At 62.8% G+C, this 15,945-nt stretch carries 12 protein-coding genes; 11 read left to right on the top strand and 1 reads right to left on the bottom strand.

Annotation, left to right across the window (positions count from 1 at the left end; translation table 11 throughout):
• Positions 1-7: 7 nt before the first annotated feature.
• The 8 genes from NXT3_RS29140 (at position 8) to NXT3_RS29105 (ending at position 10,865) form a co-directional block, all read left to right on the top strand.
• On the top strand, positions 8-979 hold the full coding sequence (locus NXT3_RS29140) for a polysaccharide lyase family 20 protein (protein ID WP_104841192.1): 972 nt from the start codon (positions 8-10) through the stop codon (positions 977-979).
• 213 nt (positions 980-1,192) lie between these two features.
• Complete coding sequence (locus tag NXT3_RS29135; RefSeq protein WP_037416863.1) at positions 1,193-3,085, top strand: ABC transporter ATP-binding protein; 1,893 nt, start codon at positions 1,193-1,195, stop codon at positions 3,083-3,085.
• Positions 3,082-4,983, top strand: coding sequence for an ABC transporter substrate-binding protein (locus NXT3_RS29130; RefSeq protein WP_097538785.1), 1,902 nt, complete (start codon positions 3,082-3,084; stop codon positions 4,981-4,983). Before NXT3_RS29135 ends, NXT3_RS29130 begins: the two co-directional genes overlap by 4 nt.
• 1 nt (position 4,984) lies before the next feature.
• Positions 4,985-5,983, top strand: a complete 999-nt coding sequence (locus tag NXT3_RS29125) for an ABC transporter permease (protein WP_037384592.1) — start codon at positions 4,985-4,987, stop codon at positions 5,981-5,983.
• A complete protein-coding gene (locus NXT3_RS29120) occupies positions 5,980-7,155 on the top strand; it encodes an ABC transporter permease (protein WP_037416868.1) in 1,176 nt (391 codons plus the stop codon). Before NXT3_RS29125 ends, NXT3_RS29120 begins: the two co-directional genes overlap by 4 nt.
• A 77-nt stretch (positions 7,156-7,232) precedes the next feature.
• Positions 7,233-8,447 carry a glycosyltransferase family protein gene (locus tag NXT3_RS29115; RefSeq protein WP_097538786.1) on the top strand — a complete coding sequence of 405 codons (1,215 nt, stop codon included), beginning with the start codon at positions 7,233-7,235 and terminating at the stop codon, positions 8,445-8,447.
• 7 nt (positions 8,448-8,454) lie between these two features.
• Positions 8,455-9,702: a glycosyltransferase family 4 protein gene (locus NXT3_RS29110; RefSeq protein ID WP_104841191.1), complete on the top strand. Its 1,248-nt coding sequence runs from the start codon at positions 8,455-8,457 to the stop codon at positions 9,700-9,702.
• On the top strand, positions 9,684-10,865 hold the full coding sequence (locus tag NXT3_RS29105; protein WP_104841190.1) for a glycosyltransferase family protein: 1,182 nt from the start codon (positions 9,684-9,686) through the stop codon (positions 10,863-10,865). The genes NXT3_RS29110 and NXT3_RS29105 overlap by 19 nt, the downstream gene beginning before the upstream one ends.
• Here the strand turns inward: NXT3_RS29105 and NXT3_RS29100 are convergent.
• Entirely contained in the window at positions 10,843-11,517 is a 675-nt protein-coding gene (locus NXT3_RS29100) for a hypothetical protein (protein ID WP_037416881.1), read from the bottom strand. The genes NXT3_RS29105 and NXT3_RS29100 overlap by 23 nt on opposite strands.
• 301 nt (positions 11,518-11,818) lie before the next feature.
• On the opposite strand from NXT3_RS29100, the gene NXT3_RS29095 reads away from it, so the two are divergent.
• The 3 genes from NXT3_RS29095 to NXT3_RS29085 all read left to right on the top strand — a co-directional run bounded on the left by NXT3_RS29095 (position 11,819) and on the right by NXT3_RS29085 (position 15,933).
• Positions 11,819-14,530, top strand: coding sequence for an ABC transporter transmembrane domain-containing protein (locus NXT3_RS29095; protein ID WP_104841189.1), 2,712 nt, complete (start codon positions 11,819-11,821; stop codon positions 14,528-14,530).
• 93 nt (positions 14,531-14,623) lie between these two features.
• On the top strand, positions 14,624-15,088 hold the full coding sequence (locus NXT3_RS29090; RefSeq protein WP_037416890.1) for a cyclic nucleotide-binding domain-containing protein: 465 nt from the start codon (positions 14,624-14,626) through the stop codon (positions 15,086-15,088).
• Between the two features lie 95 nt (positions 15,089-15,183).
• Complete coding sequence (locus NXT3_RS29085; protein WP_037416893.1) at positions 15,184-15,933, top strand: FkbM family methyltransferase; 750 nt, start codon at positions 15,184-15,186, stop codon at positions 15,931-15,933.
• Positions 15,934-15,945 lie beyond the last annotated feature (12 nt).

Here is a 15,945-nt window from a genome sequence, read left to right as displayed (position 1 = left end):
GGGATATATGCTTCGCGTCGCTTTTCTGGCCGCCACTCTTCTCCTGCCGACCATCGCAAACGCTCAAGCACTGCAGCAACAACAACCGCCTCTGGAGCAGAAACTGGTCGACGGTTTCGAAGGCAAGGATTTTGCGCCGGAAGGCGGCCTCTATTACCGCGAGAATTTCGAGCAGAGCGCCGGCACCGTCGAGTTCCAGACCGCGGTCAAACGGACGGGCAATGGCGGGCTGAAGCTCAGCGTCATGCCGCATTGCCCGACATTGAACGACGGCTGCAGCGAGCGGGCGGAAATCTGGGAAAAGACCGCCCTTCGCGTTCCCTATGACCAAGGCGTCTGGTACGGCTTCGCGGTCAAGTTCGAGGACCCGATTCCGAGCGGCGACCATCGCTATCTGATCGCACAATGGAAGCGCGAGATCGATCCTGGCGCGGATGGGGATTTCAGCCCCTTTCTGGCGCTGCGCATGGACCTCGGGAAGCTCTTCGCCACCGTCGAGACCAATTATCAGCTGCCGATTTCGACCGGCCCCGAAGGCAAGCCGGCCCGCTGCGGGCCGGGCGAGGTGCCGGCCTGGGCCCGCCCCGACGTGAACCAGGTGCGCATCCTGGTGGCCACGGACCCGAACTGGACGACTGAGGACAGCAGCCTTTTCAACTCGTGCACGAAGGCGGTGACGGTCACCGATCACGGCAATCCGCTCCCGGAGCCGGGTTCCGGCTGGATCGATTTCGCGATCTTCACCAAACCCGGGCCGGACGGCACGGGGCACATCGAGCTGTTTGCCAACGGTAAGCCGATCATAACGGTCAAGGGCCATATCGGCCACGCCGACAAAGGCCTGGGAGAGAATCAGTATTTTAAGTTCGGCCCCTATCGCGCCGCCGACACGACCGACTGGACGCTCTATTACGACGACTTCCGCCGTTCATCGCGTTGTGCCGATGTCCTGACGGACGGCGTTTGCCCCTTTCCGTGAAAGGTCCGCGCGCCACTTGCCAACGCCCTCCACGTACCCCACCGGCGGTGCGCTGGACAGCCCGCGGAAGCTAAGCTACTGTTTCGACGGTGGCGGACGCTACAGCGCCGCGGGGCATGTCAAGGTCGCTGTGACACTTGAAATTGCTGCATAATATCCCTGCCATAAGGGAGGGGGATCATGCAGGAGGGGTAATGAGGGCGGTGTGTTGCAATGACTTCAGGAGCGGACCTACTAAGGGTTGAGGGTCTGCGGATCACATTTTCCGTGCTTGGCGGCAACGTGGAGGCCGTCCGGGGAGCGAATTTCAGGATTTTGCCAGGCAAGGTGACGGCGCTCGTCGGCGAGTCCGGGTCGGGCAAGTCGGCCATCAGCCAGGCGATCATGGGCATTTTGCCCAGTGTCGCCAAGGTGGGCGGCCGGGTCCTGTTTAACGACACCGCGGCCGGGGCAAAGCCGGTCGACCTGCTCTCGCTCGAAACCGACGGGAGCGAGATCCAGGAAATCCGCGGCGCTCGGATCAGCAAGATCTTCCAGGAGCCGATGACCTCGCTGTCGCCGCTCCACACGATCGGCAACCAGATTTCCGAAGTGCTGAGAATCCACACGGATGCGGACAAGGCGGAGCGCCGGGCGCAAACCGAAGAGCTGCTGGGCTATGTCGGTTTCGCTAATCCGAAGCGGGCCTACGACATGTACCCCTTCGAGCTTTCCGGCGGCATGCGTCAGCGGGCGATGATCGCCATGGCGCTGATCTGCCGCCCGGCACTGCTGATCGCCGACGAGCCGACGACGGCGCTCGACGTGACGGTGCAGGCGCAAATCCTGCAGCTGCTGCGCGAGCTCCAGTCGAAGCTCAACATGGCCATGCTGTTGATCACGCACGACCTTGGCGTCGTCGCCAACATGGCCGACGAGGTGGTCGTCATCTATCACGGCGATATTGTCGAGGCGGGGCCGGTCGAGGCAATCTTCCGCAATCCGCAGCATCCCTATCTCAAGGGGCTGATGGCGGCCGTGCCGCATTTCGACATGAAGCCGGGTGAAAGGCTGAAGGCGCTTCGCGAGGTGCCGGTCAAGGCCGGGACGCTCCTCGGAACCCAGCACGTCAAGAAGGCCGCCGGGCCGGATGTCCTCGTCTCGGTCCGCCATCTGTGCAAGACGTTCTCGACGCGCTCGTCCGGTTGGTTCGGCAGCGGCACCACGTCGCGCCACCGCGCCGTCAACGATGTCAGCTTCGACATCCGTCGCGGCGAGTGCCTGGGGCTGGTCGGCGAAAGCGGCTGCGGCAAGACGACCGTCAGCAAGATACTGATGCGCGCCGTGACGCCGGATCAGGGTTCGGTCACCTTCGACGACGGGGAAGGCGCCGTCGACGTCCTGAAGCTCGATGGCGCCGAGCTCAAGGCGCTTCGCGCCAAGATCCAGATGGTCTTCCAGGATCCGGTCTCGTCGCTTTCGCCGCGCATGACGGTCAAGAACATCCTCAGCGAGCCGCTCGAGATTCACGGCCGGGGCGATCCGAAGTCGCGGGTCGAAACCGTCCGCTCCCTGCTGCAGGCGGTCGGCCTCGACCAGCGCTTCATCAATCGCTATCCGCACAGCTTCTCCGGCGGTCAGAGGCAGCGCATCGGCATTGCCCGGGCGCTGGCGCTGGTTCCGCAGCTCCTGATCTGCGACGAGCCCGTCTCGGCCCTCGATGTCTCAGTCCAGGCCCAGATTCTCAACCTTCTCAAAGATTTGCAGAAGGAACTCGGCCTGACGATGCTGTTCATCTCGCACAATCTGGCGGTCGTCGACTACATGGCCGACCGAATTGCCGTCATGTGTTCGGGGCGGATTGTCGAGCTCGCACCGCGCGAGGTGCTGATGCGCAATCCGGTTCATCCCTATACGAAATCACTGCTGGCAGCCGTGCCCTATCCCGATCTGGATCGGAAGCTCGACTTCGACGCGCTCCAGGCGAGCGGGTGTTCGGACCAGCGTCAGTGGGGAGTGCAATTCTCGGACGGCGGCGAGGAGAACGCTCTCTTTCCGGCCGATCTTGGCGGTGGTCATTACGTGCTCGCCAGGAAATCGGCAGATGCTAGGGAGTTGCGCCCGTGATTACCCGAAGAACAGCACTCGCCATCCTCGCTTCAACCGCCCTGCCGAAAGTCCTCTTCGCCGCGGCGGGCGGGGTCGATGCCTCGGCGCCGCTTGTCGCCGAAGGCAAGATTCCGCCGCTCAACGAACGCCTGCCGAAAACGCCGCGAGTGATCAATGTCGCAGCGATGGGGAGGCAGCCCGGCCGGCATGGCGGAACGATCCGCAGCCTGATCGGCAGCGCCAAGGACATCCGCCTGATGACGATCTACGGTTATGCCCGGCTTGTCGGCTACGACGAGGCGCTCAACCTCCACCCGGACGTGCTCGAACGCTTCGAGACGGTGGAGGACCGGATTTTCACCTTCCATCTCCGCGAGGGGCACAAGTGGTCGGACGGCACGCCGCTGACCGCCGAGGACTTCCGCTACTGTTTCGAGGACGTGCTGCTCAACGAGGACCTGTCGCCGGCCGGCCTGCCGACGGCCATGGTCATGGACGGTCAGGCGGCGAAGTTCGAGGTCCTCGACGAGCGCACGCTGCGCTACTCCTGGGCGATGCCCAATCCGGATTTCCTGCAGAAGCTGGCGGCGCCGCAGCCGCTGGTTCTCGCCATGCCCTCGGCCTATCTCAAGCAGTTCCACAAGAAATACCAGGAAGAGGATAAGCTGAAGGCGCTGATGAAGGAAGAGCGGGTCAAGAAGTGGCACCAGCTCCACCAACGCATGGCGCGCTCCTACAGGCCGGAAAACCCGGACCTGCCGACCCTCGATCCGTGGCGCAACACGACGCCGCTGCCGGCCGAACAATTCATCTTCGAGCGCAATCCGTTCTTCCATCGCGTGGACGAGAACGGCCTGCAACTGCCCTATATCGACAAATTCGTGCTGAGCGTCAGTTCCTCGGCGCTCATCCCGGCGAAGACCGGCACGGGCGAAAGCGACCTGCAGGCGGCGGGCATCGACTTCGTCGACTATACCTACCTCAAGGATGCCGAGAAGCGTTATCCGGTGAAGGTCAAATTGTGGAAGAAGACCACCGGCTCGCGCCTGGCGCTGCTTCCGAACCTCAATTGCGCCGATCCGGTGTGGCGGCCGCTCTTGAGAGACGTGCGGGTCCGCCGGGCCCTGTCGCTGGCCATCGACCGGCGTGAGATCAACATGGCGGCCTTTTACGGGCTGACCAAGGAGAGCGCCGATACGGTCCTGCCGGATAGTCCGTTGTTCCGTCCCGAATACGCGAGCGCCTGGATCGCCCACGATCCCGACCAGGCCAACGCCCTGCTCGATGAGGCCGGCCTTGCGAAACGCGACAGCGACGGCATCCGCATCCTTCCCGACGGCCGGCGTGCGCAGATCGTCGTGGAAACGCCCGGCGAAAGCACACTCGACACGGATGTGCTGCAGCTCATCACCGACTACTGGCAGAAGGTCGGCATCTCGCTCTTCATCCGCACCTCGCAGCGCGACACGTTCCGCAGCCGGGCGGTCGGCGGCGAGATCGTCATGTCCATGTGGTTCGGCATCGACAACGGCGTGCCGACGGCGGACATGAACCCGGGCCAGCTCGCTCCGACCGCCGACGACCAGCTGCAATGGCCGGTATGGGGCCTGAACTATATTTCGCACGGCGAAATGGGCGAGGCACCGGACCTGGAGCCGGTGGTCGAGTTGCTCGCCTTGCTCAAGCGCTGGCGGCATTCCGCCGACGACGCGGAGCGGGCCGACATATGGAGGCAGATGCTATCCATCTATACGGACCAGGTCTTCTCGATCGGCCTCGTCAACGCTTCGCTGCAGCCGATCCTCGTTTCGACGAAGCTGCGCAACATGCCGGACGAGGCGCTGTGGGGCTTCGATCCGACGAGCTATTTCGGCGTCTACAAGGCCGATACCTTCTGGCTGGAACAGGATAGCTGAGATGCTGCGGTACATCCTCTGGCGCATCGCGGTGATGGTGCCGACCTTGCTCATCATCTCGGCACTCGTCTTCACCATCATCGAGCTGCCGCCCGGCGACTATTTTGAGAGCTACATCGCCGAGCTGAGGGCGCAGGGCGAAGGCGTCGACATGGAGCAGATCGAGTCGCTGCGCCAGCAATACGGCTTCGATCAGCCGCCGCTGCTGCGCTACGTCTATTGGGTCGGCGGCATGCTGCAGGGGGATTTCGGCTATTCCTTCGAATATGAGTTGCCGGTGAGCGAGGTTGTCGGCGACCGCCTGTGGCTGACGATCCTGGTGTCGTTCTTCACCATCATCTTCACCTGGATCATCGCCTTCCCGATCGGCATCTATGCGGCGACCAACCAATACAGCTGGGGCGATTACGGTCTCTCGCTCGTCGGCCTCATCGGCATCGCCATCCCGAACTTCATGCTGGCGCTGATCCTCATGTATTTCGCCAATATCTGGTTCGGCACCTCGATTGGCCACCTGATGGACCAGAAATACCTTTCCGAGCCGATGAGCTGGGAGAAGGCGAAGTCGATCCTCGAACACATCTGGATTCCGGTGATCATCGTCGGCGCCGCCGGCACGGCCGGGATGATCCGGCGCTTGAGGGCGAACCTGCTCGACGAGTTGCAGAAGCAATATGTGGTGACCGCCCGGGCCAAAGGCCTCTCGCGGACCCGGACCCTTGTCAAATATCCGCTGCGGATGGCGCTCAACTTCTTCATCTCCGACATCGGCTCAATCCTGCCGGCGATCATTTCCGGTGCTGAAATCACCGCGATCGTGCTGTCGCTCGAGACCACCGGGCCGATGCTGATCAAGGCGCTGCAAAGTCAGGACATGTATCTCGCCGGGTCGTTCCTGATGTTCCTGGCGTTCCTCACCGTCATCGGTGTCCTGATTTCCGACCTCGCGCTCGCCGTCCTCGATCCCAGAATTCGCCTGCAAGGCAGGAGCACCAAGTGACGTCACCGATTCCTGCCCCGGGCGAACCGCTACCGCATTACGTGTCGACCGCCCCCTTCGATCCCTATTCCGTCGAGGTGATGACGGAGGAGCAGGTGCGCGTCAACCAGGCGTCGCAGCTGCGGCTGATGTGGTGGAAGTTCAAGCGGCACAAGGTTGCGCTGGCGTCCGGCATCTTCCTGGCGGTGCTCTACGGGATGATTCTCATCTGCGAGTTCCTGGCGCCCTACAATCTGCACACGCGCAACATGAATTTCATCTACGCGCCGCCGCAGCGGGTGCATTTCTTCCATGAGGGAGATTTCGTCGGCCCCTTCGTCTACGGACGGACGATGCAGCTCGACATGGATACGCTGAAGCGAAACTACACGGACAACCGGGCGGACGTCCAGCCGATCCGCTTCTTCTGCCGCGGCGACAGCTATCGCTTCTGGGGACTTTTCGAAAGCAACCTGCATCTCGTCTGCCCGGCGGAAAACGGCCAGATGTTCTTGCTCGGCAGCGACAGGCTGGGGCGCGACGTGCTGTCGCGCATCATCTACGGCGCGCGGATCTCGCTGACGATCGGCCTGCTCGGGATCACCGTCAGCTTCGTGCTGGGCATCGTCATCGGCGGCCTTGCCGGCTATCACGGCGGCGTTTTCGATCTCGTCGTGCAGCGGCTGATCGAAGTTCTCCAGTCGATACCGAGCATTCCGCTGTGGCTTTCGCTGGCGGCGATCATGCCGGCGACATGGAGCCCGATCCTCATCTATCTCGGCATCACCGTCATTCTCGGGCTTCTCGACTGGACCGGCCTGGCGCGCGCCGTCCGCTCCAAGCTGCTGGCGCTCAGGGAAGAGGACTATGTGCTTGCGGCGCAGCTGATGGGGGCGAAAAGCAGCCGCATCATCGGGCGGCATCTGGTGCCGGGCTTCATGTCGCATCTCATCGCGACAGCGACGATCTCGATTCCCGGCATGATTCTCGGCGAGACGGCGCTCAGCTTCCTCGGCCTCGGGCTGCGCCCGCCGATCACCAGCTGGGGCATCCTGCTGACCGAGGCAAAGAGTGTCAGCGTGATTGCCTTCTATCCTTGGCTGCTGTTTCCGACTATACCAGTCATTCTTGTGATATTGGCGTTCAACTTCCTGGGAGACGGGTTGCGCGACGCCGCAGATCCCTACAAATAGCCCCGGTACCGTCGCTCGATCAAAAAACAGGCGCTGCAGCGGACTTGGCGTTTCCGTATGAGAGAAAGGTTCTTCGTATGATACGGCGCTTCGAAGATGCCCGGATTCTCATGTACAGCCATGATACGTTCGGCCTGGGGCACCTCCGGCGCTGTCGCGCGATCGCGCATGCGCTCGTCGAGGACTACAGCGGCCTGCAGGTGCTGATCATTTCCGGGGCCACCATCGCCGGCGCCTTCGACTATCGGGCCCGCGTCGACTTCGTGAAGATCCCGAGCGTCATCAAGCTCAGGAATGGCGAATACACCTCCCTTGACCGCCATATCGACCTGCACGAGACGCTGAAGATGCGTCAGTCGATCATTCGCTCGACCGCCGAGACCTTCAAACCGGACATCTTCATCGTCGATAAGGAGCCGATGGGGCTGCGCGGGGAGGTCGAGGACACCTTGACCTATCTGAAGACGCACGGGACCCGCTTGGTTCTCGGCCTTCGCGAAATCATGGATGCGCCGCACCTGCTCGAGGAAGAGTGGAAGCGCCGCGACACGATGCGCAAGATCGAGCAGTTCTACGATTCGATCTGGGTCTACGGGCCGCCGGATTTCTATGACCCGCTGGTCGGGATTGACGTGCCGGCGGCGGTGCGCGACCGCATGAATTTCGTAGGCTTCCTGCAGCGAAGCGTTCCGCATGACGGATTGCCCGATCACCGGCCGGAGGGCGACTATATTCTGGTGACCACCGGGGGCGGTGGCGACGGCGCCGAGCTCATCCACAACGTCATCCACGCCTACCAGCAGGACCCGAACCTCACGCATAACGCACTTGTCGTCCTCGGCCCCTACATGCCCGCCAAGCAGCGCAACAAGCTAATCCGGAAGGGCGGCCGTATCCCGTTCATCAAGATCATCGAGTTCGACAATCGCATGGAGGAACTGGTCGCCGGCGCCCGGGCCGTCATCTCGATGGGCGGCTATAACACCTATTGCGAGATCCTCTCCTTCGACAAGCCGGCGCTGATCGTACCGCGGCTGCAACCGCGAGAGGAGCAGTTGATCCGGGCGCGCCGCGCCTCGGAGCTCGGCCTGGTCGAGATGCTGCTGCCCCACGAGGCGGAGGACCCGTTGCGCTTCGCCGCCGCGCTCAAGGCCCTGCCGCAGCGTGCCGCCCCCTCCCGCAACAGGCACGAACTGAGGCTGGAGGGCCTTGTCCATATCTCCGGGATCGTCGGAGACTGGCTCGATCACCGATCGAGGGATCACCTGAGCGTCGTCAAGCAGACAAGCTGAAATACCCGTGCCCGAAACTCGAAAGATCGCCGTTGTTCTGAAGGGCTACCCACGCCTTTCCGAGACCTTCATTGCCCAGGAACTGTTGGGTCTCGAAAGGGCGGGGCACGATCTCGTGCTCGTCGCCCTCAGGCGCCCGACCGACGCGAAGCGCCACCCCGTGCATGACGAGATCCGGGCGAAGGTGTTCTATCTCCCGGAGTATCTGCATGACGAACCCTGGCGGGTGTTTCGCGCGCTGTTGACGTCGCTGCCGAAGGGCCGCTTCTGGCGGGCACTCCGTCCCTTCATAGGCGATCTCCGTCGTGACTGGACGCGCAACCGCTTCCGCCGCTTCGGCCAGGCGCTGGTGCTCTTCGCCGAATGGCCGACCGGGGCGCGTTGGCTTCACGCGCATTTCATCCATACGCCCGCCTCGGTGACGGCCTATGCGAGCATCATGGCCGGCGTTCCCTGGACTTGCTCGGCCCATGCCAAGGACATCTGGACTTCCGCGGACTGGGAGCTGTCGGAGAAGCTTGGTCGGGCGCGCTGGACGGTGACATGCACGCGCAGCGGCTTCGAGCACTTGAAGAGCCTGGCGGCCGAGAAATCCCGGGTGCATCTCAGCTATCACGGCCTGGACCTCGATCGCTTCCCAAGCTTCGAGGGCGATCACTCCAGCCGCGACGGATATGATCCCGGCGATCCGGTGCGCATCGTCAGCGTCGGGCGGGCCGTCGCCAAGAAGGGCTACGACATTCTCCTCAAGGCGCTGTCGATATTGCCCGCCGATCTCAATTGGCGTTTCGACCACATAGGGGCGGGCGATCTGACCAAGGATATGCGGGGACTCGCCGGTGATCTCGGCCTTGCCCATCGCGTGACCTGGCACGGCGCGCTCGATCAGAAGGACGTGCTCGCGCGCTATCGGGAGAGCGACATATTTGCACTTGCCTGCCGGGTTGCGGCCGACGGCGATCGCGACGGCTTGCCGAACGTGCTGGTCGAGGCGTCGAGCCAGCGGCTTGCCTGTGTCTCGACACGTGTATCCGGCATTCCGGAGCTGCTTAAGGATAACGAGAACGGCCTTGTCGTGCCGCCCGAGGATCCGCGTCCCCTCGCAGCCGCGCTTGAGCGGCTTATCCGCGACCCGGCTTTGCGCAGGAGGCTTGGCGCTGCGGCGGAAAGGCGCGTGCGGGCCGAGTTCGACCACCACTCGAGCGTCAGCCAGTTGAGCGATCTTTTCGAAAGCGAATGGAGAAGGGCCCCTTGAGCAAGCGGCGCGTTTTTTTCTATGTGCAGCACCTGCTCGGTATCGGGCATCTGGCAAGGGCGAGCCGCATTGCGAAGGCGCTGCTGAAGCGCGGCTTCGACGTGACGATGGTCACCGGCGGCTTGCCGGTTCAGGGCTTTCCCGGAGAGGACATCAGGACGGTCGTCCTGCCGCCGGTGACGGCGGGGGACAAGGGATTCTCCGGTCTGACAGACGCCGAGGGCAATCCGGTGACCGCCGCGTTCCAGGAGCGTCGCAAGGATCTGCTCCTGGATGCACTCCGCCGTGCGGAACCCGACATCGTCATCATCGAGGCCTTTCCGTTCGGCCGCCGGCAGATGCGCTTCGAGCTTCTGCCGCTGCTCGAGGCGATCGAAGCGATGGAACGCCGCCCGCTGGTCGCGACTTCGCTGCGCGACATTCTGCAGGAACGGACGAAGCCAGGCCGGGCCGAGGAGACGGTCGAACTGGTGAAGAAGCATTTCGACCTCGTGCTCGTCCACGGCGACCCGGCTTTTGCCCGGCTCGAGGAGACGTTTCCGCTGGCTGGCGAGATCGCCGAGCGGGTGGCCTATACCGGCCTTGTCGCCCCACCATCGCCGGGCGAGCCCGCCGAGACCTTCGACATTCTGGTTTCTGCGGGCGGCGGCGCCGTCGGCAAGGAACTGATCGGCGCTGCTCTCGGGGCTGCGAAGTTCTTGCCGCAAGAGCTCCGCTGGTGCCTGGTGACCGGCCCGAACCTGCCGCAGCCGGACTTCGACGAACTCGCCGTCTCGGCACCGGAAAATGCCAGCCTGTTTCGTTTCCGCCAGGATTTCGCAAGCCTCCTTGCCGGCGCGCGTCTCTCGGTGTCACAGGCCGGTTACAACACCGTCTGTGACATATTGCGGGCCGGATGCAGCGCGCTGCTCATTCCCTTTACCGCCGGCGGCGAAACGGAGCAGAGCACGCGGGCAACGAGACTGGAGAGGCTCGGGCTGGCCGCCGTCCTGCCCGAGGAAGGAATCACCGCGCGGCAACTCGCCCGCCGGGTGGAGGCGTCGCTTGCGCGTTCGAAACCCGATATTCCGCCGCTCGATCTCGACGGGGCCGACAATACGGCGACAATTATCGAGGAGCGTCTGAATCGGATGGAAGGCGTCAGACCGCACCGATCAGCATGAAGCGCGTATATTTCTTCATCGGCAGTGCGCCGGCGAAGTTGACCCGGGAAAGGCCGGCCTTGGCCTGAAACTCCCCGAGCGAGGCAACGCAGTTGATGTGGGTCGGCTCGCTGAAATAGTCGTTTGACTGCAAGAGCACGCGGGTGCCGGAGGGGACGAGGCCGAGCCATGCGCCAAGATCGGCGATGTGCTCGCAGCTCGTGTTGATGACGAGATCGGCCCCAAGGCCGCGATAGTCGATCTGATACATATCCGCGGTTGCGGCGTGAAAACGGGCGCCGAAGCCGGCATTCAGCGTCAGCGCCACCTGCTGGACCGCCGGATCGATGTCGAAACTGTCGATCGCGGCGATTATGAAGCGCCGATCTTCGAGCAGCATGGCCGGCAGAATGCCGTACCAGCCGCCGAGAACGGCAATCCTGCCGTAGTCGGAGCCGCCGCTCTTCAAAAGCTCCTCGCGGGCCCAGAGTTTGCAAAGAACCTGCTTGTGGTTGAAGGCATTGGCGATATTCGCTTCCGGATGCTTCGCAATGACCTTGGCTATGCCGGCGACAAGCGTGCTGCCCGTGTATGCGGCGAGACCCCGCGCGAGGTCATAACCGTTTTCGAGCCAATCGTCGGATGTGCGGGGGGAGTGGCTGGCATGCGTCATGCGGCTGTTGTAAGCTCACGATCCGGCAAGCGCAAGGCGCGCAAGAACACCGCGACTGGTCGGTTGCCGAAGGAGCCGAGCAGAACGACAGGGCAGTTCGATATCCGACTGAAGAAGTCTGCTTGGCCCACCAAGCGCTTGACATGAAGCATGCCTCTGCTCTCATGGCAGGCAGTCATCGAGTTCGCGGAAGAGGCGAACGCCATTGAAGATCTGGTGGAGAAAAACCATTTGCGGCTAGCGTCCGCCCTCGGAGCGGCCCTGCGATCCCGAATTTCAGATTAGGTCTCATTACCCGCCCATGGAACCCCGTCTTTCCCGCTACATCTGGACCCATACCCGAAAGTCGCAGCTCTGGATCCTCCTGATCGTGGCGCTGTCGATGATCCCCTATTTCATGTCTTTCGACCTGCCGAAGCAGATCGTCAACGGGCCGATCCAGGGACAGGGCTTCGAGACGCCCGGAGCGACCCAGCTCTTCCTGCCGATTTCCTTCAGCCTGCCGTACTTTGGCGAGGTCAATCTGTTTTCGGGAATCGAACTTGGGCGGCAGGGGACGCTGCTGGCACTCAGTCTCGTCTTTCTCCTGCTGGTGATCATCAACGGGCTCTTCAAGTTCTACATCAACACTTACAAGGGCCGGCTCGGCGAACGGCTCCTCAGGCGCATCCGTTTCGAGCTCGTCGACCGCGTCCTGCGCTTCCCGCCGCATCACTTGAAGCGCGTGAAGCCCGCAGAAATTTCGACGATGATCAAGGATGAAGTGGAGCCGATGGGCGGCTTCACCGGCGACGCCTTCGTGCAGCCTGCGCTGCTCGGCGGCCAGGCGCTGACGGCGCTGATCTTCATCCTGATCCAGAGCTTCTGGCTCGGCATCATCGCCTTTGTCATCGTCGCGATCCAGGCGATAATCATTCCGCGCATGCGCCGGCGCCTGCTGGTGCTCGGCCGCGAGCGGCAGCTGACGGCACGCGAGCTCTCCGGACGGGTCAGCGAAATCGTCGATGGCATCGGCACGATCCGCGGCCATGATACGTCCAACTACGAGCGCGCCGACATTGCCGCCCGCCTCGGCCGGATTTTCAAGATCCGCTACGACCTTTACCAGTGGAAGTTCCTGGTGAAGTTCCTGAACAACTTCCTCGCCCAGGTCACGCCTTTCCTGTTCTATTCGATCGGCGGCTATTTCGCCCTCCAGGGACGCCTTGACATCGGCCAGCTGGTCGCGGTGATCGGTGCCTACAAGGACCTGCCGGGACCGCTGAAGGAACTGATCGATTGGGACCAGGCGCGCCAGGACGTGCAGGTCAAATACACCCAGGTCGTCGAACAGTTCAGCGTCGAGCCGCTGATCGACCCGAAGGTGCAGGAGGTTTCCCTTGCGTCGCCCCCGGTGCTCGCCGGCGCTCTTGCTGCCGTCAATCTCACTCTTGCCGACGACGGCGGCGCCAAGCTGATCGAGCATGTCTCCTTTCAGGTGCGCCCGGGCGAGACGGTGGCGGTTACGGGCGGCACGGGTGGCGGCGGAGAGGCTCTGGCCGAGGCCCTCGGCCGCTTGGCTTGGCCGGCAAGCGGCAGGATCGTCGTCGGCGACGATGACATCCATGAGCTGCCAGAGTCCGTCATCGGCCGGCGGATCTCCTATGCCTCCTCCGAGGTCTACACCTTCCAAGGCAGTCTCGGCGACAATCTGCTCTACGGTCTCAAGCATGCGCCGCTGACCGAGGTCGTCTATGAGGGCGACAAGGCGGCCCATCGCCGGTGGGAACTGCTCGAGGCGAAGCTCGCCGGCAATCCCTCGCTCGACCTCAATAGCGACTGGATCGACTATGGAGCGGCCGGAGCGACGGGGCCGGAGGATCTCTTCAACAAAGTCAGGGCGGTGCTCGACGTCGTGCTGTTGACGAACGACATTTCGGCATTGGCGGTCCGTTCGACGATCGATCCCGTCGAACATGAGGCATTTGCCCATGAAATCGTCGAAATGCGCGCAGCGCTCCGCCGGCGCCTCGAGGCCGAGAAGCTCAGCGACCTCGTCGTCTTCTTCGAGCCGGGCTCCTACAATATCGAGGCGACGGTCGGCGAAAACCTGCTCTTCGGCACGGTCACCGACAGGGCAAGGTGGGAGGAAGCGCTCGAGAATCATCCCTTCTTCAAGACGGTGCTGAAGCGGGCGGGCCTGCACGAGACCTTCTACGAGATGGGGCTGGAAATTGCCGAGAACGTCGTCGAATTGTTCCGCGACCTGCCGCCGGATCATCCGTTCTTCCAGCAGCTGACCTTCATGACCAGCGAGGAAATCCCGGGCTATGAAGCGCTTCTGCAGAAGGTCAGGGGCCGGCCGCTCGACGAGGTCTCGGAGGAGGACGCGATCCGGATCATCCGACTGTGCTTCGGCTATATCGAGCCGCGGCATCGCTTCGGCCTGCTGACTGAGGAGCTTATGCAAAAGATCGTCGAGGCGCGGCGTGAGTTCAGCGACGGACTGCCTGCCGATCTCGTCGGCGTCATCGAGCACTACCAGCCGAACCGCTACATGGCCTCGGCCACCATCCTCGACAACGTGCTTTTCGGTCGCATCGGCCACAAGCACACGGATGGATCGGACAAGATCCGGGCGATCGTTCGCGATCTCTTCGAGGCGCTCGGCCTTTACAACAAGGTGCTGGCCTTCGGTCTCGATTTCGACGTCGGCGCCGGCGGCAAGCGGCTGACCGCAGGCCAGCGGCAGAAGCTCAATCTGGCGCGCACCCTGATCCGGCTTTCGGATTTCTACATCATCAACCAGCCGCTGGCGGCGCTCGACCAGCGCACCCAGGATCAGATTACCCGCAACGTCTTCGCCTTTCTCCACGACGAAAAGCGGGATCCGGCGATCGTGTGGGTTCTCTCCAATCCGGCCCTATCGGAACTCTTCGATCGCGTCGTGCATTTCGAAAACGGCCGGCTGGTGCACGACGAATCTGTGGAAACGCCCTCAAAAGACAGCGACTATAAGGAACTGGCGTCTTGATGTAATATTAGCATAGGGTGGCAGGCGTAATTTCCCGGCCGGTCGGGAACGGGCGTCTTCGCGCCCGCGGCACATTCGGAGAAGCGGACTGATATGCTCCTAAAAGACGAAGTGGAAATGTTGCGCCGGATAACGCTCTTTTCCGGTCTGCCGCCTGCGAAACTCAAGCTACTCGCTTTCACCTCCGACCGGGTGATGTACAGCGCCGGCGAAAACCTGTTCCGCCAAGGAGATATCGGAGACGCCGCCTATGTCATCCTGTCCGGCAAGGCCGACGTACTGGTATCGACGCCGACCGGCCAGCTGAAGGTCGCCGAAGTCGAGCAGAATTCGATCGTCGGCGAGATTGCAATCCTCTGCAACACGCCGCGCACCGCAACCATCCAGACGACCACTCCGCTCGAAGCCCTGCGGATCCGCAAGGACGATTTCCTGAAGCTGCTGGCCGATTTCCCCGAGATGGCGGTTGAGATCATGCGCGTGCTCGCCGACCGTCTCAGCCAGACGACGTCCGAGCTCACCGAAGCCCGCAGCCGCGCCCAACGGGCCGAGGCGTAGGGTTCCCAGACATTTCCGATGCGTGCGCTGGTACCCGTACGCGCATGGGCGATATTCCGGTTCCGGTTTCGGGAATCATGCAGTAGAGAGGCGCCATGCGCGCCATAACTTATTTCGACAAGACCGTTCACTTCCCCGACAAGCCGGAAAAGAAGCGCTTTTTCGCCCGCTTGCAGGCCGGTCAATGGGAACCCGGCACCTTCCAGAACATCGCGCGCCTGGTCGACGAAAAAACCACCTTCATCGACATCGGCGGCTGGATCGGCGTCACCCCCTATTGGGCGGCGCAGATCGCCAACAATGTTATCGTCGTCGAGCCCGACCCGGTGTGCTTCGACATCCTGACACAGATGAAGGCCGGCAATGCCGGCGAGGTGGAACTCGTCAATGCCGCCCTGTCGCAGGACGAACGCCTGGTGCTCAACTCCGTCGGCGGCGGTTTCGGCAGCTCGGAGACCTCGGCGCTGATCGCCGACGACACCGGCATGGCGATCAGCGCCGAAACCGTGACGATCGAGAAGCTCCAGGCAATGGCAACGACCGAGCGCCTCTGCTTCAAGATCGATATCGAAGGCTATGAATACAAGGCGCTGGACCAGTTCCGGGCGATCGACCGCAGGCGAACGGCGGGTGTGCTCCTTGCGGTGCATCCGCAGATCCTGGCTGCCTCGCTTTCCGGTCCTGCGCTGTTTCGAGCCATCCGGACCATGGCCGCGACGGTGCGCTTGATCCGAAGCTTTCGCGGACTTCGCCTGGAGAACAGGTCGGCGATCTTTGCGGCATTGCGCAAATCGATCGCAAGACGCGAACTCAAAGGCTTCGACCTGCTCTTCCTTCCCAAGTGAGTAAGGGACGGC

It is taken from the genome of Sinorhizobium fredii (assembly GCF_002944405.1).
Classification (GTDB): domain Bacteria; phylum Pseudomonadota; class Alphaproteobacteria; order Rhizobiales; family Rhizobiaceae; genus Sinorhizobium; species Sinorhizobium fredii_C.
This window is presented reverse-complemented; position numbering and strand designations above follow the sequence as displayed.